The organism is Burkholderia savannae (assembly GCF_001524445.2).
GTDB lineage: Bacteria > Pseudomonadota > Gammaproteobacteria > Burkholderiales > Burkholderiaceae > Burkholderia > Burkholderia savannae.
On sequence record NZ_CP013417.1, the window covers coordinates 1512887 to 1534801 of the forward strand.

Consider the following 21915-nt stretch of genomic DNA (forward strand, 5'->3'; position numbering starts at 1 on the left):
AATGTGGGGCATGCGCGGGGTGCTCCGGCCCGAGCGGCCGTGTATGAGCGACGGAGTCTGCGAAAGCTGCAAGGACTGCGACGGCCATGGGCTGACAGAGCCGTTTGGCCGGGCGATGGCGTGGCAGTGGTTCGCTTCGGCGTGGACGAGGGCGCGACATGGGTGCAACAGGACACGACTAGGGTACGGACAAGGGCGGGGTACGACAGGGGCGCGTCGCCCGCCCCGCCCGACTTGCGTGCCGCTTTTCGCGCGCTTATCCGTCCTGTCGCCTAGCGCCGCCGCCGCAAGCGTCGCACACGGCGCACACGGCACGCGTGGCACGCCGGCTTCGCCCCGCGCGAACCCGCGCCCGCCGGGCCAAAACGAAACCGGATCGAAAGCGACTCGAACCGGGAGCCGAACGATTCGGGGCTCCGAACGACCGAAAGCGGCCGAAAACGGCTAAGCCGTTGTTCGTGTTGTGAAAATTAACCGGGCATCGCGTATAATTCGCTTTTGCGCCCATAGGATTTGCCATGCGTCTGATCCAAAAAGCACTCACGTTCGATGACGTGCTCCTCGTCCCGGCGTTCTCCGACGTTCTGCCGCGCGACACCAGCCTCAAGACCCAACTGACCCGCAACATCTCCCTGAACATGCCGCTCGTGTCCGCCGCGATGGACACGGTCACCGAAGGTCGCCTGGCGATCGCGATGGCGCAGCAAGGCGGCGTCGGCATCGTTCACAAGAACCTCACCCCCGTCGAGCAGGCCCGCGAAGTCGCGAAGGTCAAGCGTTTCGAATCGGGCGTCGTGCGCGATCCGATCACCGTTCCGCCGAGCATGAAGGTGCGCGACGTGATCGCGCTGTCGCGCCAGCATGGCATCTCGGGCTTTCCGGTCGTCGAAGGTCCGAAGCTCGTCGGCATCGTCACGAATCGCGACCTGCGCTTCGAAACCCGCCTCGAGGAGCCGGTCAAGTCGATCATGACGCCGCGCGAGCGCCTCGTGACCGTCGCCGAAGGCACGCCGCTCGCCGAGGCGAAGGCGCTGATGCACAGCCACCGCCTCGAGCGCGTGCTCGTCGTCAACGATGCATTCGAGCTGCGCGGCCTGATGACGGTCAAGGACATCACGAAGCAGACCGAGCACCCGGAAGCGTGCAAGGACGAGCACGGCAAGCTGCGCGTGGGTGCGGCGGTCGGCGTCGGTGCGGACAACGAGGAGCGCGTCGAGCTGCTCGTGCAGGCGGGCGTCGACGTGATCGTCGTCGATACGGCGCACGGCCACAGCAAGGGCGTGCTCGAGCGCGTGCGCTGGGTCAAGCAGAACTTCCCGAAGGTCGAGGTGATCGGCGGCAACATCGCAACCGCCGCCGCCGCGAAGGCGCTCGTCGAATACGGCGCGGACGCGGTGAAGGTCGGCATCGGCCCGGGCTCGATCTGCACGACGCGGATCGTCGCGGGCGTCGGCGTGCCGCAGATCAGCGCGATCGCGAACGTGTCGGACGCGCTGCGCGGCACGGGCGTGCCCTGCGTCGCCGACGGCGGCATCCGCTTCTCGGGCGACGTGTCGAAGGCGCTCGCCGCCGGCGCGAACGCCGTGATGATGGGCAGCATGTTCGCCGGCACCGAAGAATCGCCGGGCGACGTGTTCCTGTATCAGGGCCGCCAGTACAAGTCGTACCGCGGCATGGGCTCCGTCGGCGCGATGAAGGACGGCGCGGCGGACCGCTACTTCCAGGACAATTCCGCGAACATCGACAAGCTCGTGCCGGAAGGCATCGAAGGTCGCGTCGCATACAAGGGCTCGGTCAACGCGATCATCTTCCAGTTGATCGGCGGCGTGCGCGCGAGCATGGGCTACTGCGGCTGCAAGACGATCGCGGAGCTGCACGACAAGGCCGAGTTCGTCCAGATCACCGCGGCCGGCATGCGCGAATCGCACGTGCACGACGTGCAGATCACGAAGGAAGCCCCCAACTATCACGTGGACTGATTGCCGATGAAACCGTTGCTGCGCGCCGTTCTCCTCATCGATGCCGCCTTGCTCGCCGCCTTCGGCGTGCTGTTCGTGCTGACTCCGTGGAAGGCGCTGTACGACGCGCTGCAACTCGTCACGGTCGATCCCGCGATGATCGGCCAGGCGTTCGGCATCGCGCTTCTCGGGCTTGCGTGGCTGTCCGTGCACGCGGCCTTCAACGGCGACCTGACCGCGGGCGTCGCGCGCGCGGTCGGGCACGTGAACTGGCTGACGGGCGTCGTGATGCTCGTGTGGCTGCTCGCGATCCGCTCGCCGCAGTTGTCGTCGTTCGGTCAATTCGTGTCGGTGGTCACGGCAGCGGTGCTGCTCGTGATCGGCCTGGGCGGCGTGCGGCTCGCGGCCGCGGTGCGCAGGCGCGAAAAGACGCAGGCGATCGAGGCGCGCGTCGCGTCGAAACGCGCTGCGGAGCCGGCCGTGACGGCGCCCGCCGCCGCGCGGATCGAGCCGAGCGTGTCGCGCGCAGGCGAGCCGACCGGTGCGGCGGGCGCCGCATCGGCAACGAGCGCGAGCGCGGCGCAGGCCGTGAACGCAGGCGAGACGATCGCGGCGCCGGCCGAGCGCAAGGGCGCCCCGACGAGCGATCTCGGCGACGCGGCGCGGCCGCCGTCGCAACCGTGAGCGGCCCGGTCTCCCCGACTGTCAGGCCGCCGCGCATCGCCGCGGCGCGACCGCCCGGATACGTATTCGATGCAGCGCCTCGTGCGCTGCTTTTGTTATTCCATTGTTCTTTTTCCCGTCCGCTGCCATGCACGACAAAATCCTGATTCTCGACTTCGGTTCGCAAGTCACCCAACTGATCGCGCGGCGCGTCCGCGAAGCGCACGTCTACTGCGAGATCCATCCGAACGACGTCTCCGACGACTTCGTCCGCGAATTCGCACCGAAAGGCGTGATTCTGTCCGGCAGCCACGCGAGCACCTACGAGGACCAACAACTGCGCGCGCCGCAGGCGGTGTGGGATCTCGGCGTGCCCGTGCTGGGCATTTGCTACGGGATGCAGACGATGGCCGTGCAACTGGGCGGCAAGGTCGAATGGAGTGACCATCGCGAGTTCGGCTATGCGGAAGTGCGCGCGCACGGTCACACGCGACTGCTCGACGGCATCCAGGATTTCGCGACCCCGGAAGGCCACGGGATGCTGAAGGTGTGGATGAGCCACGGCGACAAGGTTGCCGAGCTGCCGCCGGGCTTCGCGCTGATGGCGTCGACGCCGAGCTGCCCGATCGCCGGCATGGCCGACGAGTCGCGCGGCTACTACGCGGTGCAGTTCCATCCGGAAGTCACGCACACGGTGCAGGGCCGCAAGCTGCTCGAGCGCTTCGTGCTCGACATCGCAGGCGCCGCGCCCGACTGGATCATGCGCGACCACATCGAAGAGGCGGTCGCGCTGATTCGCGAGCAGGTCGGCGACGAAGAAGTGATTCTCGGCCTGTCGGGCGGCGTGGATTCGAGCGTCGCGGCGGCGCTGATTCACCGCGCGATCGGCGATCAGCTGACCTGCGTGTTCGTCGATCACGGCCTGTTGCGCCTGAACGAAGGCAAGATGGTGCTCGACATGTTCGAGGGCCGCCTGCATGCGAAGGTCGTGCACGTCGACGCGTCCGAGCAGTTCCTCGGCCATCTCGCGGGCGTCGCCGATCCGGAGCAGAAGCGCAAGATCATCGGCCGCGAGTTCGTCGAGGTGTTCCAGGCCGAGGCGAAGAAGCTGACGAACGCGAAGTGGCTCGCGCAAGGGACGATCTATCCGGACGTGATCGAATCGGGCGGCGCGAAGACGAAAAAAGCGACGACGATCAAGAGTCACCATAATGTCGGCGGTCTGCCGGAGACGCTCGGCCTGAAGCTGCTCGAGCCGCTGCGCGATCTGTTCAAGGACGAGGTGCGCGAGCTCGGCGTCGCGCTCGGCCTGCCGGCAGAGATGGTGTATCGCCATCCGTTCCCGGGCCCGGGCCTCGGCGTGCGGATTCTCGGCGAGGTGAGGCGCGACTACGCGGAGCTGCTGCGCCGTGCGGACGCGATCTTCATCGAAGAGCTTCGCGGGACGTTGGCGACCGAGCAGGACGCGGCGGCGGGCCTTTGCGAGCCGTCGCAGGTCGGCAAGAGCTGGTACGACCTGACGAGCCAGGCGTTCGCGGTGTTCCTGCCGGTGAAGTCGGTCGGCGTGATGGGCGACGGCCGCACGTACGACTACGTGACCGCGCTGCGCGCGGTGCAGACGACCGATTTCATGACCGCGCACTGGGCGCACCTGCCGTATGCGCTGCTCGGCCGCGCGTCGAACCGGATCATCAACGAAGTGCGCGGGATCAACCGGGTCGTGTACGACGTGTCGGGCAAGCCGCCGGCGACGATCGAGTGGGAGTGATCCCGGTCTTTCGAGAAGCTGCCGTGAGTCGTTGAAGTGCCGGGGCTCGTGCCGCACGATGGCTGTCGGCGGCCATTGCCCCGTCGGTATCTTGCGTTGGCCGCAACGCCGAGGAAGGTTCTCGGCGGTCGAAAGCAGCGAGAGACGCCGCGATTGCGGCTGTCGAGAGTTTCGGCGATACGACTGGCCGCCGCCGACGCGCTGCAACGTGCGCATGGCCTACGGCGCGCGGCTCATGCGCACGAGCGTCGTTGATCGAAACCGCTTGTGCGCGCTTTTCGGAGACGCTTGTCGACCGAGATCGATCCGGCCGATTGATGAGGCGAGTGTTGTGCAACGAGGCGAAGGCGTCCGGAGCGCCGGCAGCAACCTCCCTGTCAGCGAGTTCGTTCGGTGCAGCCGCGTCTTCGCCATCGCTGACGGAGAAGGCGTGCGCCCCGGCTCGTCTTGCCGACGCTTGTCTCAGAAAACGTACGCCTGTCCGTCTTCCGGAACGAGCAGGCGGTCCGTCATGCCTTTCTCCCTGGAGAATTCGCGCAGCGCTTGTCGCGTCAATGCGGCGTGATTCACCGCTTCCATGTGACTCGCGATCAACGTGGCCTGCGGCGCCGCGCGGTGGACTTCGTAGACGTCTTCCTTGCCCATGATGATTGCACCGAGGCCGACGACTTGTGCGTCTCCGCTGTTCACGATGACGACGTCCGGTCGGAAGCGCTTCAGGTTCTGTTCCACGTGCTTGTTCCAGACCGTGTCGCCGGCCAGGTAGAGCGTCTTTTCGTCGGCGTGCCTGAACACGACGCCGCAGACTTCGCCCAGCAGCTCGCCGATCGCGTGAATCGCATCGTCCGTGCCGTGTTGCCCGGGCGTCTTGACGAGCGTCACGCCGTTGTATTGGGTGCGATGCGTCAGCAGGCGGACGTCCATGAATCCGGACGCCTTCACGAGGCGGGCGTCGCGTTCGTGCTGGACGAAGACCGGCAGGCTCTTCGGCACGACGGACTTCGCCGTTTCGTCCCAATGGTCCGGATGCGTGTGGGTGACGATCACGGCGTCGACGTCGAGGATCGCGTCCATGGCGATCGGCAGTTCGACGGTCGGCCATTTCAGGTGGCCGTTCACGGTGCCCTCGAGCCCGGGGTAGGTGCCCTTGGAAGCAAGCATCGGATCGACGAGAAACCTCGTGCCGGCATATTCGATCAGGACCGTCGCATTGCGTACTTGCCGGAATTTCACGGGGCACTCCTTTTGTCGTTTTTCATTGCGTACCGATCGGTACAAAACCAGGATAAAGATGCGCGCGTGCCAGGCATGCGCGTGTTCAGCGGAGATTCGAGAGGAGCGGCAGCAAAGACTCGTTCAGTCGCTCGATGCGAAATATCAACGGGCTTGCGGATTGCGGCATCAGAACAATGTCGGCGTGCCGTTTGCCGCGGCGACCGAGCGATGGCGGCTTCCACGACTTCGCTCAGTCTGCGGTGCGCGTCAGCGTCGCAGCGCGGCCGGTCAGCGCTAGCAGCACCGCTTCGACAAAAGCCGTCGCATCCGCGCGGCGTTTGGCTGCGAGGCGCTGTTCGCCGAGCGTTCTGAGCGTCGCTCCGCCGAAGTGCTCCATGATGTCCGGCAGGCGGCGCACGCTACCGCGGCTTCCCCAGCCGCCGTCGCCGATTTCGGTCGGGAAGATCCAGGCGCGCGTTCCGATTGCGTCCGCGGGCGTGCCTTCCGCGCGCGCGATGGCGGCGGTGACTTCCTTCACGAGGCTGGCTCGCGCCGCATCCGTGTATTGACCTTCCGGCACCGACGCCACGATTCGAAAGATCGGCGCGGCCGCGGGCGCGCCGGCCCAATAGACTGCCGTGGGCCGATGCACGAATATCCATGCGGCGTCGCGCACCCGCGGATCGTCGGGATCGAGATCCTCGTGACGGATCAAGATGTCCGTCAGCTCGCGCATCAATTGCGCCTCTGCTTGCGGCGCGAGTGCGCCTTCCGGAATATATGCATCGATCATCGGCATCGTGAATTCCTCGAGTGGTTTCAGGGCGGGCCGGCTCGTATGCCGGGCGACGTGGTTCCACTTTAGGAATGGACGCGATGTATCGGAAGTGGCGAAATCGCCATTCGGCGGGGCAATTCGGACATCGGCTGCGGCGTCGATCATCGCCGCCCACCGATGCTCATCGAGCGAATCGGCGCCGGTATTCGCCCGGCGACACGCCCGTCACACGCTTGAACAGCTGTCTGAAGCCGCTGACGTCCGTGTATCCGACGCGTTCGCATACGGCGTCGATGCCGAGCTTTCTTTGTTCGAGCAGGCGCTTTGCCACTTCGATGCGCAGCGTCTGCAGATACCTGAGCGGCGGCGCGCCGACGGCCTCCTTGAAGCGCCGATTGACGGTTCGCTCGCTGACGGCGAGATGGCGGCTCAAGCGTGTCAGGCTGAACGGCTCGCGCAGATGCCGCTCCATCCAGCGTTGCGCACGCGCGACCACGGCGTCGTCGTGTTCGCGGCTGTCGGCTTGGGTGATGTCGATGAACGAATCCTGCGACACGCGGTTCATGTCGATCAACATGATCTTCGCGGTTGCGGCGGCGAGTTTCGGTGTCCCGAGCTTTTCAACGACGCGCAGCGCGAGGTTCTGATACGACGTGACGGCGCCGCTGCAAAGGATGCCTTCTTGTTCGGTCAGAACGTCCGATGCGCGCAATTCGACTTCAGGGTAGCGCGCGCGAAAGCTCGTCGCTTTCGACCAATGCGTGGTGGCCACGCGTCCGTCGAGCAGGCCCGCTTCGGCGAGCAGGAACGCACCGGTGCAATACGTTGCGATCAGCGTGCCGCGTGCGTGTTGGCGCCTCAATGCGTCGAGAAGCGGCGCCAGCAGGGCCGGGCGGCTCAGGAGCCGCCCGACGTCGGAGACGAACGGTCCTGTCAGCCAGATCGCATCGGCTGCGCTTCTGCCGTCGATTCGCCCGTCGACCTGAGCGATCTGGCCCGAAGCGGTGCGCACCGGATTGCCGTCGATCGAATCGACGCGCCATGTGAACGCGCGCGCGCGTCGCTCGCTCCCGTCTTCCGCGGCGAGATGATTGGCGGCCGTCAGCATGTCGATCGGCGCGGCGATGCCCGATGCGAGACAATGCTCGACCGCCCATATTCGGATGAATGGCATGGTTGGCAAAATTGTCGATGTATCAGGACGATTCTGCCACAGCCATTTGTTGGTATCCGGGGCTATTGCGGTCGCCCGTTCGCCGTATTTTCCGGGGAGGGCTCGCTCGGCATCAGCCTCGCCGTGGCGGCCCAGAACGCGAATGCGGCGGCGCTCGTGGCCGCGCCCAGCATGCACACGCCGCGCCACCCGGCTGCCGCGTAGACGGCCGTCGACGCGATCGCGCCGAGGCCGCTGCCGACCGAATAGAACAGCATGTAGACGGCGACGAGCCGGCTGTGCGCGTCGGGCCGCGCGCGAAAGATCATGCTCTGGTTGGTCACGTGAATCGCCTGTCCGCCGACATCGAGCAGCACGACGCCGAGCGCGAGCGCCCACAGCGACGCGGGCATGAACGCAATCGGCAGCCATGACGCGAGCAGCAGCGCGAGCGCCGCGGCGCTCGTCGGCTGCCCGAAGCCGCGATCGGCCCAGTGTCCGGCGCGCGCGGCGGCGAGCGCGCCCAGCGCGCCGACGAGCCCGAATGCGCCGATCGCGGTGTGCGAAAACGCATACGGCGGCGCGCTCAGCGGCAGCACGAGCGCATTCCAGAAGATGTTGAACGCGGCGAACATCAGGAGGGCGATCGTGCCGCGGATCTGCAACACGCGCTCGTCGCGCAGCAACGTGAAGAGCGACGCGATCAGGCGCGGATAGCCGATGCGCGACGGCGCCGGCGCGACGGCGGGCAGCTTGCGCGCAAGCAGCGCCGCAAGCACGAGCATCGTCGCAGCCGAAAGGAAATAGACGCTGCGCCATCCCGCCGCGTCGCTGACGACGCCCGCCAACACGCGCGCGAGCAGCAGCCCGACGACGACGCCGCCTTGCGCCGCGCCGACCACGCGTCCGCGCTCGTGCGCAGCCGCCGCGCTCGCCGCGTACGAAATGAGTCCCTGGGTCATCGCGGTGCCGAGCAGCCCGGCGCCGAGCATGCCGGCGAGCAGGACGGTGGCGGTCGGCGCGAAGCCGACGACGGTCAATGTCGCCGCGAGCGCGAGCGATTGCGCGAGCATCAGCCGCCGTCGGTCGACGAGGTCGCCGAGCGGAACGAGCAGCAGCAGCGCGAGCGCGCAGCCGATCTGCGTGGCGGTCACGACGCCGCCGATCGCCGCGCGCCCGATCGCGAAATCGGCGGCGAGCGCATCGAGAAGCGGCTGCGCATAGTAGACGTTGGCGACGCTCAGGCCGCTCGCGCAGGCGAACAGCGCGACTGCGCTGCGCGGCAGCGTCGCCGGCGCCGCAGGCGAATCGGCGGCTCGAATCGAACGGGCGGCCGGTGCTGCTGGCGGAGCTTGCATGCGGATGCCTCGCTTGAATGGTTGCAAATTGAAACCATGCGAAGAATAGTTCGTTTGGTTTTGATTTGCAACCGATCGGCAAGAGGTTCGACGGTGTATTGTCGAAACCCTGCCGGGCGTGCGGTGAAAAGAAAGCCGCGTATCGGAGAACTTCGCTTCGAGCGGCATTTCTTCGGCGGCACGTCCGCGCGGGCCGTGCGCGGTGCGCTGTCGAAAGCCTCGTCGAATGCTTGCCGCTTGGCGACGGTGCGCATGCTTGTCCGATCCGGTCTATGCTAAGGAGCCGCCGTCAGCGACGGTCGGCCATCCCGAGGATGATTCGCGAACCCGTCAAGGAGAACCCATGGCTCTTTCGATGTACGACGTTTCGATTCCCGCGTTCATTCGCGGCCTGAACAACCTGTCGGCCGTGCTCGACAAGGGCGACGCGTACGCGCGCTCGCAGGGCGTCGAGCCGGCCGAGTTCGTTCGCGCGCGGCTTCGCGACGACATGTACTCGCTCGACGCGCAGGTTCAGCGGGCGAGCGACACCGCGAAGGGATGCGGCGCGCGGCTCGCGGGGATCGCGGTGCCGTCGTTCGCCGATACCGAGGCGACGTTCGCCGAGCTGCGCGCGCGCATCGGCAAGACGATCGATTTCCTGAAGACGATCCAGCCGGCGCAACTCGACGGCAGCGAAACGCGCGCGATCGAGTTGCCGCTGCGCGACGGCGTGATGACGTTCGACGGCAAGTCGTATCTGCTCGGCTTTGCGCTGCCGAATTTTTATTTCCACACGACGACGGCCTACGACATCCTGCGGCACAAGGGCGTGCCGCTCGGCAAGATGGACTATCTCGGCGGGCGTTGACGCGGGGCCGGCGCGTGCGCCGTCGCCGGTAGCGGCGACAGCGCGCCGGCGCGCCGGCCGTTCGGCGAGTTTGGGATTCGACGACGAGCCTCCGGTGATCGGCCGCGAGCGGAGCCGGCTGTCCTGGCGAATGAAATCGTGTCGGAACGGCGGCGGGAGAATGCCGGGCAGTGGAGTGGCCGGAGACGGCGGCGTAACGGCCGCAGTCGGCGTGTCCGGCCAGAAAAGAGGGGCGAAGCGCCGTGGCTTTTCGAGTGTCGCGTCGGGCGGAGGTGGCGGAGGCGCCGCTTGCCGGGCCGATTCGCGCGGAGCGAAGCGACGCGTCGGCGGGCGAGGCGACGCGGAATGCGCGACGCGAGGGCAGTCGGCGCTAGCGAAACCTGGCGGCGTGCCGCGGCGGCGAGAAACCCTCGCCTCGTCGACGCTTGCCGATCGACGGCGATGCCGCTATCGGCCGCCGGTTTGGTGCTTGAATCCGCTTCGCTCAGGCCTTTTCGCGACGCCTAAAACCTCACGCCGGTCGCGCACCCGCCCGCAAACCCGCCGTTGCCGCCCGCGCCGCCGCACATCACGCCGCATCCCGACGCGAGTCCGGCTGCGACGAGCGACACCGCAAAAACGAGGGCGCGAACGTGGCGCCGAGTGACGATCGACATTGCTTCGTTGCCCTGAGCGAGCGCAAGGCGCCATGCGCCGCGCGGTTGGAGAGGCTGCAGCAAGAATAGCGCCTTTTCTCGCATGCGGGCCCGGATATCGAGCATTTGCTCGGACAGGCTGGACCTCGGCGCGCCGCCTGCTAAAATCCGCATGCCGCATTGTTATGAAACCCCGATGAAACTGCTTGACGCTCTAGTCGAACAACGTATCGCCGCCGCCGTCGCGCGGGGGGAGTTCGACGATTTGCCGGGCGCCGGCGCGCCGATGGAACTGGACGACGACCTGCTCGTCCCGGAAGAAGTGCGCGTCGCGAATCGGATATTGAAGAACGCGGGCTTCGTGCCGCCCGCGGTCGAGCAACTGCGGGCGCTGCGCAACCTGCAGGACGAGCTTCGCGCGGTCAGCGACCGCGCGACCCGCTGCCGCCTGCAGGCGAAGATGCTCGCCCTCGACATGGCGCTGGAATCGTTGCGCGGCGGCCCGATGGTCGTGCCGCGCGAATACTGCCGCCGCATCGCCGAGCGTCTGTCCGAGCGCGTGCTCGGCGAAGCGCAGGGCGAAGCGGGGGCGATGTGATGCCCGCCGGCGCGCCCGCGTCCGGCGTCGAGCCCAGCGAATCGCAACCGCCGCTTCTGTCAGCCGCCGCCGAGCGCGACCGCCGCTACATGCGCATGGCGCTCGCCGCCGCCGAGGAAGCGCGTGCGGCGGGCGAAGTGCCGGTGGGCGCGGTGATCGTGCGAGGCGACGAGGTGATCGCCCGCGGCTTCAATCATCCGATCGGCGGCCACGATCCGTCCGCTCACGCCGAGATGGCCGCGCTGCGCGCCGCCGCGCGCGCGCTGCGCAACTACCGGATGCCCGGCTGCGAGCTGTACGTGACGCTCGAGCCATGCCTGATGTGCTCGGGCGCGATCATGCACGCGCGGATTGCGCGCGTCGTGTTCGGCGCGCCGGACCCGAAGACGGGCGCATGCGGCAGCATCGTCGACGCATTCGCCGACGCGCGCCTGAACCATCACACGCTGGTCGAAGGCGGGGTGCTCGCGGACGAATGCGGCGCGGCGCTCAAGTCGTTCTTTGCGGAGCGGCGGCAGGCGATCCGCGACGCCCGCCGCGCGCAGCAGGCGTCCGACGCGCCGCCGCGCGAGGATTGAACCGAGCGGTGCGGGGCGCCTCTAAATACGTCTGATCGATTCTTCCCAGCGAATTCATGATTCTCACGCCCCGCATGCCGCGCACGATTCGTCTTCTCGCCCCTTCCGGTTATCCGCACGACCCCGCCGCGATCGATCGCGCGCTCGAACGCCTGAGCGACGAGCGGCATCGCATCGAGAACCTCGACGCGACGCAGCGCCGCTATCAGCGCTTCGCCGGCACCGACGGCGAGCGCGCGGGCGATCTGAACCGGCTCGCCGATCCGTCGCTGCCGCTGCCCGACATCGGTCTCGCGGTGCGCGGCGGCTACGGCGCCGCCCGGATTCTGCACGGGCTCGACTATCGGGGCCTAGAAAGGCGGCTGCGCGATCAGCCGATCGCGCTCGTCGGTCACAGCGATTTCACCGCGATCCAGCTCGCGCTCTACGCGAAGGCGCGCGTGAAGACGTTCGGCGGCCCGATGCTGTCCGCCGATTTCGGCGCGGAGAAGCCGAGCGAATTCACGCTCGCGCATTTCTGGCAGACGCTCACGCAGCCGACGGCGACGATCGTCTCCGACGTGCCGCAAACGCAGGCCGTCAACGCGTCGGGCACGCTGTGGGGCGGCAATCTCGCGATCCTCGCGTCGCTCGTCGGCACGCCCTACATGCCGCAGATCGAAGGCGGAATCCTGTTCGTCGAGGACGTCAATGAACAGCCGTTCCGGATCGAGCGGATGATCTACCAGCTGCATCTCGCGGGCGTCCTCGTGCGCCAGCAGGCGCTCGTGCTCGGCCAGTTCACGGGTGCGCGTCCGTTCGAGTACGACAACGGCTACGACATGCAGACGATGATCGAGCAGGTGCGCGGCGTGATCGGCATTCCGATCGTCACGGGGCTGCAATTCGGCCACGTGCCCGACCTGCTGACGCTGCCGTTCGGCGCGCGCGCGGAGCTCGTCGCGAACGAGCACGGCTTCCGGCTCACGATGTCGGACTATCCGCATCTTTCGGCGTGAGCGCGGGGCGGCCGCCGGCACGGCACGAAAAAGGCGGGCGACCGCCTTTTTTTACGCGTTGCTTCGCAACTAACGGATATAGAGCGCGATTCGCTCGATCTGTCGTGATGCACCAATCGAAGGAAAAATTGTCGACAAAAATACAGGCTGCCGATGGCGATTGTGACGACTCAAACGGTGAAGAGTCCCGTCAAATATGGTGAATTGAAGCGTCTGCACCGAATTGATGCGGTTCGGGTGACGTCCCAATCACCCATATTGTGCAAAATCGATTTGCAAAATTGTTGACAATATTTATGTCCAATCTACGATGCTGTTCATAACGAGATGCGAACCATGACGAAGAAAGATTCCGCGCCGACGGGCGCGAGCCCCGAGTCGATCGCCGAGCGGATGCGCACGGCGATCCTCGAGCATCGGCTCGCGCCCGGCACGAAGCTGACGGAAGCGCAGTTGTGCGAAGTGTTCGGCGTGAAGCGCGGCACGATCCGGCAGGCGCTAGCGCTCCTCGCGACCGATCGGCTCGTCGATCTTGAGCCGAATCGCGGCGCGTTCGTCGCGAGTCCGACGCTGCAGGACGTGCACGAAGTGTTCGAGATGCGGCGCATCGTCGAGCTCGCGGTGATGGAGCGGCTCGCGACGGGACCGGGCGCGAAGCGCCTGAAGGGCGTCGCGGCGATGATCGACAAGGAGCGCAACGCATTCGAGCGGCGCGATTTTCCGGCGTGGGTGCGTTTGTCCGGCGAGTTCCATACCGCGCTCGCGGCGCTCACCGGCAACACGGTGCTGCGCGATTGCCTGGAGGGGCTCGTCGTGCGCTCGACGCTGATGTCGGCGCTGTACGAATCGCACGGGCGCAGCCCGTGTTCGTTCGACGACCATGCGCAGATCCTCGCGGCACTCGAAGCCGGCGACGCGAAGCGCGCGGCGCAACTGATGGCGCACCATCTTCAGCACGTCGAACTGAGGATGCTCGATCGGCCGGCGCAGGGCGCGGTCGATCTGCGCGAGGTGTTCGGCAATCCGGGCTGACGGCCCGGCCGCACGCCTCGAGCGCTCACTGAACTGACGAAATGCCGGGAGGTCGCGTATGCGGCCGCCCGCCAGGGCGGCATCGGGCGACCACGTTCGGGCCGCGATTTCAATGACGATCGCGCGGCTCGTCCGCGGCAGGCAAGGAGATGTCATGGCTCAGTTCAGTGTGGCGCAGCAAGGCGCCTCGTATCGACCGAACGAAGATCGCCCGGGCGACACGGACGGCGCGGCGGCGCCCCCCGGTTACAGCAATCGTCTGTACAACGAAGATCTCGCGCCGCTCGCGAACCAGAGCTGGGGCGCATACAACATCTTCGCTTTCTGGATGTCCGACGTGCACAGCGTCGGCGGCTATGTGTTCGCGGGCAGCCTGTTCGCGCTCGGCCTGACGAGCTGGCAGGTGCTCGTCGCGCTGATCGTCGGCATTTCGATCGTCAACGTGCTGTGCAATCTGATTGCGAAGCCGAGCCAGCAGCTCGGCGTGCCGTATCCGGTCGCGTGCCGAGCGACGTTCGGCGTGCTCGGCGCGAACGTGCCCGCCGTGATCCGCGGGCTCATCGCGATCGCATGGTACGGAATCCAAACTTATCTCGCGTCGAGCGCGCTCGTGATCGTCGTGCTCAAGTTCTTTCCGCAGTGGATGCCCTATGCGGACGTACATCGCTACGGCTTCCTAGGGCTCTCGGCGCTCGGCTGGGCGGGCTTCATGCTGCTGTGGGTGCTGCAGGCGTTCGTTTTCTGGAACGGCATGGAGACGATCAAGAAGTTCATCGATTTCGCCGGCCCCGCGGTGTACGTCGTGATGTTCGTCCTCGCGGGCTACATGGTGTGGCGCGCCGGCTGGCGCAACATCGGCCTCAATCTCGGCGGCGTCAAGTATCACGGCGCCGAGGTGATCCCGGTGATGGTGACGGCGATCTCGCTCGTCGTATCGTATTTCTCGGGGCCGATGCTCAATTTCGGCGACTTCTCCCGCTACTGCGGGCGCTACGGCAGCGTGAAGCGCGGCAATTTCTGGGGGCTGCCCGTCAACTTCCTCGCGTTCTCGCTCGTCACGGTGATCACGACGGCCGCGACGCTGCCCGTGTTCGGACAACTGATCACCGATCCCGTCGAGACAGTCGGCCGCATCGATCATCCGACCGCGGTGATTCTCGGCGCGCTGACCTTCACGATCGCGACGATCGGGATCAACATCGTCGCGAACTTCGTGTCGCCCGCGTTCGACTTCTCGAACGTCGCGCCGCGCCTGATCAGCTGGCGCGCGGGCGGCATGCTCGCCGCAGTCGCGTCGGTGTTCATCATGCCGTGGAATCTCTTCAACAATCCCGTCGTGATCCATTACACGCTCGACGTACTCGGCAGCTTCATCGGGCCGCTGTACGGCGTGCTGATCGTCGATTTCTATCTGGTGAAGCGCGGCGCGCTGCGGCGCGACGATCTGTACACGATGTCGACGGACGGCGCGTACTGGTATCGCGACGGCGTGAACCGGCGTGCGATCGCGGCGCTGCTGCCCGCGGCCGCGATCGCCGTCGCGTGCGTGATGGCGCCGGCATTGTCCGGGCTCGCGAATTTCTCGTGGTTCATCGGCGCGGCGCTCGGCGGCGCGTTCTACCGCGCGCTCGCGCAAGCGAAAGCATGACGGAGTCCGTATGAAGATCAAGCTGATCAATCCGAACACGACGCAGCGAATGACCGACGCGATGGGCCGCTGCGCGCGCGAAGTCGCGTCGGCGGGCACGGCGATCGTCGCCGTGAGCCCGACGATGGGGCCGCCTTCGATCGAGGGCCATTACGACGAGGCGCTCGCGACGCCGGGCCTGCTCGCCGAAGTCGCGGCGGGCGAGCGCGACGGTTTCGACGGCTACGTGATCGCGTGCTTCGGCGATCCGGGGCTGTACGCGGCGCGCGAGCTCGCGCGCGGGCCGGTCGTCGGCATCGCGGAGGCGGCGATGCACGCGGCGAGCGTGCTCGCGCCGGGCTTCTCGGTCGTGACGACGCTCGCGCGAACCTGCGGAATGGCATGGCACCTCGCGGAGCGCTATGGAATGAAGCGCTTTTGCCGCAACGTGCGCGCGACCGACGTCGCCGTGCTCGACCTCGACAGGCCGGGCTCGGCCGCGCGCCGCGTGATCGTCGACGAATGCCGGCGCGCGCTCGACGAGGACGGCGCGGACGCGATCGTGCTCGGCTGCGCGGGGATGGCGGAATTCGCGCACGAGATCGAGGCGGCGATCGGCGCGCCCGTCGTCGAGGGCGTGACGGCAGCGGTCAAATGGGCGGAGGCGCTGATCGCACTGAAGCTCGCGACCGCGAAGCGCGGCGATTTCGCGCGGCCGCTCGCGAAGCGCTACGACGGCGAATTCGCACGCTTCAGCCCGGGCGGGGCGGCGGTGCCCGAGCGAGCGCCGGCCGCGGGCGCGGCGGCGTGCGATGCGGCCTGCGATGCGGTGCGCGATGCGGCGGGTGCGGCGGGTGCGGCGCGTGCCGCCGCTGCGTCCGGCATGGCGCCGCCCGACATCGCCACGCCGGACACCGCGACGTCCGCCGTTTTTCCGCAACCGCACATACATTCCGTCTGACCCGCACTATCCGTGCCCCCGTATGGGCGGTCCGAGGCGTTTTCGCTACACTGGGCCATCCGTCGCATCGGCCGCGCAGCGCCCGTTTCCGGGCGTCGCGCGGGCGGCGCGAAACCGCTGACGGGGCATCACTTCGCATCCAATCATGGCATTCGATCCCAACTATCCACGCGATCTGATCGGCTACGGCCGACATCCGGTGCAGGCGAACTGGCCGGGCCGCGCGCGCGTCGCGGTGCAGTTCGTGCTCAACTACGAGGAGGGCGGCGAAAACTGCGTGCTGCACGGCGATCCCGCCTCCGAGCAGTTCCTGTCCGAGATCGTCGGCGCGGCCGCGTATCCGGCGCGCCACATGAGCATGGAGTCGATCTACGAATACGGCTCGCGCGCGGGCGTGTGGCGCATCTTGCGCGAGTTCGACAAGCGCGGGTTGCCGCTCACGGTGTTCGGCGTTGGCATGGCGATCGAACGGCATCCGGAGCTCGCGCGCGCGTTCGTCGAGCTCGGCCACGAGATCGCGTGCCACGGCTGGCGCTGGGTCCATTATCAGGACATGTCGCCCGAGCGCGAGGCCGAGCACATGAAGCTCGGGATGGAGGCGATCGAGCGCGTGACGGGCGTGCGTCCGCTCGGCTGGTACACGGGCCGTGACAGCCCGAACACGCGTCGGCTCGTCGCCGAACACGGCGGCTTCCTGTACGACTCCGACTATTACGGCGACGATCTGCCGTTCTGGATGGGCGTCGAAGTGTCGGGCGGCGCAACGGTGCCGCAGTTGATCGTCCCGTACACGCTCGACACGAACGACATGCGCTTCGCGACGCCGCAAGGCTTCAACACGGCGGATCACTTCTTCCACTACCTGCGCGATGCGTTTGACGTGCTGTACGAGGAGGGCGACGAAGCGCCGAAGATGATGTCGATCGGCATGCATTGCCGGCTGCTCGGCCGTCCTGGGCGCTTGCGCGCGCTGCAGCGCTTTCTCGATCACGTCGAGCGGCACGATCGCGTGTGGGTCACGCGCCGCGTCGACATCGCGCGCCACTGGCGCGAGCATCACCCGTATCAGCCTGCTCGACGCGAGGGGGACGCATGATGAAGGCGATGCACTACACGCTCGAGCAATTGAACGCGATGTCGACGGACGCGTTCGTCGCGGCGCTGTCCGGCATCTTCGAACATTCGCCGTGGGTCGCCGAGGCGGCCGCGCTCGAACGGCCGTTTCGCGGCGTCGACGCGTTGCACCGGACGATGAAGGACGCGGTCGAGAGCGCGGGCGACGCGCGGCAGCTCGCGCTCATCAACGCGCACCCGGAGCTCGCCGGCAAGGCGGCGGTGCGCGGCGAGCTGACGGCGGAATCGACGCGCGAGCAAAGCGGCGCGGGCCTCGATCGCTGCACGCAGGAGGAGTTCGACAAATTGCAGCGGCTCAACCGCGCATATCGCGAGAAATTCGGCTTTCCTTTCATCTTCGCGGTGCGAGGCTACGACCGGCACGGGATCATCGCGAACTTCGAGGCGCGCGTCGATCATTCGCGCGACGAGGAATTGCGCGCGAACCTCGAGCAGATCTACCGGATCGCGCGCTTCAGGCTCGACGATCTGATCGGCGCGTGAGCGCCGGCCGGGCGCTTCGATCGGCCCGGCGTCTGCGGGCGGCCGCCGCTTGCCGCTCGTCGCGACGCGGCTGCCGGCGAAACGAAGAAGAATCACGCGATGCGCGGCGCGGCAGGTTCGCCGCGACGACACCGCCGCGACGCGCCCGGCGCGCCGCATCCGCCGCCATGCGCGCGCGATCGCGCGCCGCAGCGGCTTTCCACTCATCACGCAGCACGCACATCACGACAAGGACACTACGATGGCTCTTCCGCTTTCCGATCCGAACGCACCCGAGTTCACGCGGCGTTACGTGAATCTCGCCGATCCGCGTCTCGGCGCGCAGGCGCTCGAGGCGAGCGACGATTTCTTCGCGCCGAAGGAGCGCATGCTGAATCCCGAGCCGGCCGTGTTCATCCCGGGCAAATACGACGATCACGGCAAATGGATGGACGGCTGGGAGACGCGCCGCAAGCGCACGACGGGCTACGACTGGTGCGTCGTGAAGCTCGCGCGTCCCGGCGTGATCAAGGGGCTCGACATCGACACGAGCCATTTCACCGGCAATTTCCCGCCCGCGGCGTCGATCGAGGCCGCGCACGTGGCCGACGGCGCGCCGAACGACGCGACGAAGTGGGTCGAGATCATGCCGTCGACGACGCTGCAGGGCAACAGCCATCACTACGTCGAAGCGCGCGACGCGAACGCTTATACGCATCTGCGCGTGAACATCTACCCGGACGGCGGCATCGCGCGGCTGCGCGTGTACGGCCAGCCGCAGCTCGATTGGGCGGGCGCGAGCAAGTCCGAGCTGTTCGATCTCGCGGCGATGGAGAACGGCGGCTACGTCGTCGCGGCGAACAACCAGCACTTCGGTCTCGCGTCGAGTCTGCTGCTGCCGGGCCGCGGCGTGAACATGGGCGACGGCTGGGAGACGCGCCGCCGCCGCGAACCGGGCAACGACTGGGCGATCATCGCGCTCGCGCAGCCGGGCGTGATCCGCAAGATCGAAGTCGACACCGCGCACTTCAAGGGCAATTATCCGGACCGCTGCTCGATTCAGGCCGCATACGTGACGGGCGGCACCGACAGCTCGCTCGTCACGCAGGCGATGTTCTGGCCGGTGCTGCTCGGCGAGCAGAAGCTGCAGATGGACAATCAGCACTATTTCGAGGCGGAGCTCGCCGCGCTCGGCCCCGTCACGCACGTGCGGCTGAACATCGTTCCGGACGGCGGCGTGTCGCGGCTGCGCCTGTGGGGCACGCTCGACCAATGAAGACGCTCGCGATCGAACCATTGACGCGCGCGGCATTCGCGCCGTTCGGCGACGTCATCGAGACGAACGGCGCGAAGCAGATCCCGATCAACCTCGGCACGACGATGCGCTTTCACGATCTCGCGCGCATCGACGTCGCCGACGAAGGCGGGCGGCCGCTCGTGAACCTGTTTCGCGGCCAGCCGCGCGCGCTGCCGTTCGAGGTGACGATGCTCGAGCGGCATCCGCTCGGCAGCCAGGCGTTCATTCCGCTTGCGGATCGGGCTTACATCGTCGTCGTCGCGCCGGCGGGCGATCTCGATCCGTCGAAGATTCGTGCGTTCGTGACGAGCGGATGGCAGGGCGTGAACTATGCGAAGGGCGTCTGGCACCATCCGCTGATCGCGCTCGGCGAGGTGAGCGACTTCGTCGTCGTCGATCGCGGCGGCGATGGGCTCAATCTGAACGAACAGGATCTGTCCGAACCGCTGTGGCTGACCGACGATGCGTTGCTGGCGGTGAGCGCATGACGCGCATAAAACAGGCATGAAGCATGAAGCGGCGCTGACGCGCCGCAACGCAACGCAACGCAACGCCCGCGCCTCGTGCGCGGGCTTTTCTTTTCTTGCCGCGCCGTGTAGCGGCGTACTTCGTTGCTGTTGCAACCGTCATGCGGCGGCGCGCGGCACGGCGGCGGGCTCGGCTTCGTATGCGCGCTGCAACGGCGCGACGCACGAGCGCGCGTCCGGCAGCCGCGTAACGCAGGCCCGATGTTTCGCGATGGCGCGTGTCCGGGAGTTCACCACGACCGCGCCCCCGATGGCGGGCGACTCGTCTCGTGACACGTCGCGGTTGCGCCGCGGCGCGTCAACTGGCAGCGCGGGATCTGCATCGTGACGCCGCTCGGCATATCGGCGTTCGGCCACGCGGCCGTTTCGCCGTTCCGGAGCGCGAGATTCCGGATCGAGCCTTCGCCGAGGCGGCCGCGCACGGGAAGGCAGTGCACGTCGTGTATCCCGAGTGCAGCCGCGACCATTCGCGCGCCGTCGCGTTTCGCGCATGATGGGTGGCGAAGAGCGCGTCACTGAGGCAGTGCAGGATGGCCGAACGCGGCCAACGCGGCGCGCGGTGACGGTTGCTCGATTGCGATGGGCGCGCATCGTCCGCGGTGCGCTGCCGCATGCCGTCGGCGGCGCTGACTCGAAGCCCGCGCCAAATGCAACGGGCCCGCCGAAGCGGGCCCGCCGGCAACGCGCGCGGCCTTCGTCACTTCGTCACTTCGTCACTTCGTCGCGCCGCTGCCGAACCAAGCGGCGATCTGCGTGCGCTCGCCGTCCGTCATGTGCGTGACGTTGCCGATCGGCATCGCCTTCAACTGCACCGCCTGTTGATAGATCCGCGGCGCATTCTGCGCGATCTCGTCGGGCGTATCGAACATCACGCCGGCGGGCGCGCTGCCCATCAGCGTCGGCTTCGCCGAGTGGCACGCGACGCAGCGCTGCTGCAGGATCGGGGCGATGTCCTTGATCGCGAGCTTCGGCGCGTTCGCGGCCTGCGCTTCGGGCGCGATCGGCTTCGGCATCGTCGCGACGAGCGCGAGCATCATCAGCGCGACGCCGCCGAGCGGCAGATACCACAGCTGCCGGCCGCGATGCCGCATCACGAAGAACTGACGAATCAGCGCGCCCGCGAGCATGATGACGACGAGCACGATCCAGTTGTACTTGTTCGCATACGTCATTGCATAGTGGTTCGACAGCATCGCGAACACGACGGGCAGCGTGAAGTACGTGTTGTGCACGGAGCGCTGCTTGCCGCGCTTGCCGTAGATCGGATCGGGCGTCTCGCCCTTGAGCAGCTTGTCGACCATCTTGCGCTGGCCGGGGATGATCACGAAGAACACGTTGGCCGTCATGATCGTCGCGAGCATCGCGCCGACGATCAGATACGCGGCGCGGCCCGAGAACACATGGCAGGCGAGGTACGCGGCCGCGACCACGTAGAGGCCCACGAACGCGCCGAGCAGCGTGTCGCGGTTGCCGAGCAGGCGGCACGCGCAGTCGTAGACGATCCAGCCCGCGAGCAGGAAGCCGAGCGCCGACGAGACCGCGACGACGGGGCCCATGTCGAGCACGTTCTTGTCGATCAGGTACGTGTTCGGCGCGAGCAGGTAGAGCACGAGGAAGAGGCCGAAGCCGGACATCCACGTCGTGTACGACGGCCACTTCGACCAGTGCAGGTCTTCCGGCATCTCGGGCGGCGCGACGAGGTACTTCTGCATGTTGTAGAAACCGCCGCCGTGCACGTGCCAGAGCTCGCCGAACACGCCGCGCGCCTTCAGCCGCGCGTCCTTCGGCGGCTTGAGGCTATTGTCGAGCGCGACGAAATAGAACGACTCGCCGATCCACGCGATCGCGGCGACGACGTGCAGCCAGCGGATCGCGAGATTCAGCCAGTCGGTGATGAAGCCTTCCATGAAACTCCTCCTGAGTCGATCGTTGTCGTTCGTGGGCAGCGATGCGTGGTCAGCTGCCGCGATAGGTGCTGTACGACCACGGCGACACGAGAAGCGGCACGTGATAGTGCGCGGCGGGGTCGGCCACGCCGAAGCGCAGCACGACGAGATCGACGAAGCGCGGCTCGGGCAGCGCGACACCCAGCGCGGCGAAGTAGTCGCCCGCATGGAACACGAGTTCGTAAGTGCCGGCCGCGAGCGCGTCGCCCTCGAGGAGCGGCGCGTCGCAGCGGCCGTCGTCGTTGGTGAGCACCGTCTTAAGCAGCCGGCCGCCGTCGCCCGAGACCGCGTGGAGTTCGATCTTGATCGCGCCGCCCGGGCGGCCGTGCGCGGTGTCGAGTACGTGGGTAGTGAGCTTGCCCATTCGCAATGTCCTT

Annotated in this window: 20 protein-coding genes; 14 read left to right on the forward strand and 6 right to left on the reverse strand. The window is 67.2% G+C overall.

The annotated features are described in order from the left end of the window. Positions 1-518 precede the first annotated feature (518 nt). The 3 genes from guaB (at position 519) to guaA (ending at position 4389) form a co-directional block, all read left to right on the forward strand. Positions 519-1979 carry an IMP dehydrogenase gene (gene guaB / locus WS78_RS07585; protein WP_038745044.1) on the forward strand — a complete coding sequence of 487 codons (1461 nt, stop codon included), beginning with the start codon at positions 519-521 and terminating at the stop codon, positions 1977-1979. A 6-nt stretch (positions 1980-1985) separates the two neighbouring features. Then, positions 1986-2642 (forward strand): hypothetical protein, encoded by a 657-nt coding sequence (locus WS78_RS07590; RefSeq protein WP_059574547.1) that lies wholly within the window; start codon positions 1986-1988, stop codon positions 2640-2642. A 127-nt stretch (positions 2643-2769) separates the two neighbouring features. Then, positions 2770-4389, forward strand: a complete 1620-nt coding sequence (gene guaA / locus WS78_RS07595) for a glutamine-hydrolyzing GMP synthase (RefSeq protein WP_059574549.1) — start codon at positions 2770-2772, stop codon at positions 4387-4389. A 462-nt stretch (positions 4390-4851) separates the two neighbouring features. On the opposite strand, the gene WS78_RS07600 is transcribed toward guaA, so the two are convergent. The 4 genes from WS78_RS07600 to WS78_RS07615 form a co-directional block, all read right to left on the reverse strand. Further along, complete coding sequence (locus tag WS78_RS07600; protein WP_059574551.1) at positions 4852-5622, reverse strand: MBL fold metallo-hydrolase; 771 nt, start codon at positions 5620-5622, stop codon at positions 4852-4854. Between the two features lie 232 nt (positions 5623-5854). Further along, complete coding sequence (locus WS78_RS07605) at positions 5855-6547, reverse strand: tautomerase family protein (RefSeq protein WP_226377220.1); 693 nt, start codon at positions 6545-6547, stop codon at positions 5855-5857. 16 nt (positions 6548-6563) lie between these two features. After that, the gene (locus WS78_RS07610) at positions 6564-7556 is read right to left on the reverse strand and encodes a GlxA family transcriptional regulator (RefSeq protein WP_038745052.1); all 993 of its coding nucleotides are present in this window, start codon (positions 7554-7556) and stop codon (positions 6564-6566) included. A gap of 62 nt (positions 7557-7618) precedes the next feature. Continuing rightward, positions 7619-8893: an MFS transporter gene (locus WS78_RS07615; protein ID WP_082717631.1), complete on the reverse strand. Its 1275-nt coding sequence runs from the start codon at positions 8891-8893 to the stop codon at positions 7619-7621. 343 nt (positions 8894-9236) lie between these two features. Here WS78_RS07615 and WS78_RS07620 point away from each other — a divergent pair, with 343 nt between their 5' ends. The 11 genes from WS78_RS07620 to WS78_RS07675 all read left to right on the forward strand — a co-directional run bounded on the left by WS78_RS07620 (position 9237) and on the right by WS78_RS07675 (position 19553). After that, complete coding sequence (locus tag WS78_RS07620) at positions 9237-9743, forward strand: DUF1993 domain-containing protein (RefSeq protein ID WP_038745055.1); 507 nt, start codon at positions 9237-9239, stop codon at positions 9741-9743. Between the two features lie 831 nt (positions 9744-10574). After that, positions 10575-10976 (forward strand): DnaJ family domain-containing protein, encoded by a 402-nt coding sequence (locus WS78_RS07630; protein WP_038745060.1) that lies wholly within the window; start codon positions 10575-10577, stop codon positions 10974-10976. Beyond that, a complete protein-coding gene (gene tadA / locus WS78_RS07635; RefSeq protein ID WP_059574557.1) occupies positions 10973-11554 on the forward strand; it encodes a tRNA adenosine(34) deaminase TadA in 582 nt (193 codons plus the stop codon). The genes WS78_RS07630 and tadA overlap by 4 nt, the downstream gene beginning before the upstream one ends. A 56-nt stretch (positions 11555-11610) precedes the next feature. Then, positions 11611-12552, forward strand: coding sequence for a muramoyltetrapeptide carboxypeptidase (gene ldcA, locus WS78_RS07640; protein WP_059574558.1), 942 nt, complete (start codon positions 11611-11613; stop codon positions 12550-12552). 336 nt (positions 12553-12888) lie between these two features. Beyond that, positions 12889-13584 (forward strand): GntR family transcriptional regulator, encoded by a 696-nt coding sequence (locus tag WS78_RS07645; protein WP_038745067.1) that lies wholly within the window; start codon positions 12889-12891, stop codon positions 13582-13584. Positions 13585-13738: 154 nt separating this feature from the next. Continuing rightward, a complete protein-coding gene (locus tag WS78_RS07650; protein WP_197419406.1) occupies positions 13739-15232 on the forward strand; it encodes an NCS1 family nucleobase:cation symporter-1 in 1494 nt (497 codons plus the stop codon). Positions 15233-15242: 10 nt separating this feature from the next. Continuing rightward, on the forward strand, positions 15243-16172 hold the full coding sequence (locus WS78_RS07655; RefSeq protein WP_038745072.1) for an aspartate/glutamate racemase family protein: 930 nt from the start codon (positions 15243-15245) through the stop codon (positions 16170-16172). Positions 16173-16317: 145 nt separating this feature from the next. After that, positions 16318-17268, forward strand: a complete 951-nt coding sequence (gene puuE, locus WS78_RS07660; RefSeq protein WP_038745073.1) for an allantoinase PuuE — start codon at positions 16318-16320, stop codon at positions 17266-17268. Further along, positions 17268-17789, forward strand: coding sequence for a 2-oxo-4-hydroxy-4-carboxy-5-ureidoimidazoline decarboxylase (gene uraD, locus WS78_RS07665; protein ID WP_038745137.1), 522 nt, complete (start codon positions 17268-17270; stop codon positions 17787-17789). Before puuE ends, uraD begins: the two co-directional genes overlap by 1 nt. Positions 17790-18030: 241 nt before the next feature. Further along, positions 18031-19044: an allantoicase gene (alc, locus tag WS78_RS07670; protein WP_038745139.1), complete on the forward strand. Its 1014-nt coding sequence runs from the start codon at positions 18031-18033 to the stop codon at positions 19042-19044. After that, positions 19041-19553 carry an ureidoglycolate lyase gene (locus WS78_RS07675; protein WP_038745075.1) on the forward strand — a complete coding sequence of 171 codons (513 nt, stop codon included), beginning with the start codon at positions 19041-19043 and terminating at the stop codon, positions 19551-19553. Before alc ends, WS78_RS07675 begins: the two co-directional genes overlap by 4 nt. A 752-nt stretch (positions 19554-20305) precedes the next feature. Here WS78_RS07675 and WS78_RS07685 read toward each other — a convergent pair. Both WS78_RS07685 and uraH read right to left on the reverse strand, forming a co-directional pair. After that, positions 20306-21499: a urate hydroxylase PuuD gene (locus tag WS78_RS07685; RefSeq protein ID WP_038745077.1), complete on the reverse strand. Its 1194-nt coding sequence runs from the start codon at positions 21497-21499 to the stop codon at positions 20306-20308. Between the two features lie 49 nt (positions 21500-21548). Beyond that, positions 21549-21902, reverse strand: a complete 354-nt coding sequence (uraH, locus tag WS78_RS07690) for a hydroxyisourate hydrolase (RefSeq protein ID WP_038745079.1) — start codon at positions 21900-21902, stop codon at positions 21549-21551. Positions 21903-21915: the final 13 nt, after the last annotated feature.

What these genes read in the sequence shown, in the direction of transcription:
- guaB (WP_038745044.1), top strand. Translation starts at nt 519, where the DNA reads ATGCGTCTGATCCAAAAAGCACTCACGTTCGATGACGTGCTCCTCGTC.
- WS78_RS07590 (WP_059574547.1), top strand. Translation starts at nt 1,986, where the DNA reads ATGAAACCGTTGCTGCGCGCCGTTCTCCTCATCGATGCCGCCTTGCTC.
- guaA (WP_059574549.1), top strand. Translation starts at nt 2,770, where the DNA reads ATGCACGACAAAATCCTGATTCTCGACTTCGGTTCGCAAGTCACCCAA.
- WS78_RS07605 (WP_226377220.1), bottom strand. Translation starts at nt 6,547, where the DNA reads ATGATCGACGCCGCAGCCGATGTCCGAATTGCCCCGCCGAATGGCGAT.
- WS78_RS07610 (WP_038745052.1), bottom strand. Translation starts at nt 7,556, where the DNA reads ATGCCATTCATCCGAATATGGGCGGTCGAGCATTGTCTCGCATCGGGC.
- WS78_RS07615 (WP_082717631.1), bottom strand. Translation starts at nt 8,893, where the DNA reads ATGCAAGCTCCGCCAGCAGCACCGGCCGCCCGTTCGATTCGAGCCGCC.
- WS78_RS07620 (WP_038745055.1), top strand. Translation starts at nt 9,237, where the DNA reads ATGGCTCTTTCGATGTACGACGTTTCGATTCCCGCGTTCATTCGCGGC.
- WS78_RS07630 (WP_038745060.1), top strand. Translation starts at nt 10,575, where the DNA reads ATGAAACTGCTTGACGCTCTAGTCGAACAACGTATCGCCGCCGCCGTC.
- ldcA (WP_059574558.1), top strand. Translation starts at nt 11,611, where the DNA reads ATGATTCTCACGCCCCGCATGCCGCGCACGATTCGTCTTCTCGCCCCT.
- WS78_RS07645 (WP_038745067.1), top strand. Translation starts at nt 12,889, where the DNA reads ATGACGAAGAAAGATTCCGCGCCGACGGGCGCGAGCCCCGAGTCGATC.
- WS78_RS07650 (WP_197419406.1), top strand. Translation starts at nt 13,739, where the DNA reads ATGGCTCAGTTCAGTGTGGCGCAGCAAGGCGCCTCGTATCGACCGAAC.
- WS78_RS07655 (WP_038745072.1), top strand. Translation starts at nt 15,243, where the DNA reads ATGAAGATCAAGCTGATCAATCCGAACACGACGCAGCGAATGACCGAC.
- puuE (WP_038745073.1), top strand. Translation starts at nt 16,318, where the DNA reads ATGGCATTCGATCCCAACTATCCACGCGATCTGATCGGCTACGGCCGA.
- uraD (WP_038745137.1), top strand. Translation starts at nt 17,268, where the DNA reads ATGAAGGCGATGCACTACACGCTCGAGCAATTGAACGCGATGTCGACG.
- alc (WP_038745139.1), top strand. Translation starts at nt 18,031, where the DNA reads ATGGCTCTTCCGCTTTCCGATCCGAACGCACCCGAGTTCACGCGGCGT.
- WS78_RS07675 (WP_038745075.1), top strand. Translation starts at nt 19,041, where the DNA reads ATGAAGACGCTCGCGATCGAACCATTGACGCGCGCGGCATTCGCGCCG.
- WS78_RS07685 (WP_038745077.1), bottom strand. Translation starts at nt 21,499, where the DNA reads ATGGAAGGCTTCATCACCGACTGGCTGAATCTCGCGATCCGCTGGCTG.
- uraH (WP_038745079.1), bottom strand. Translation starts at nt 21,902, where the DNA reads ATGGGCAAGCTCACTACCCACGTACTCGACACCGCGCACGGCCGCCCG.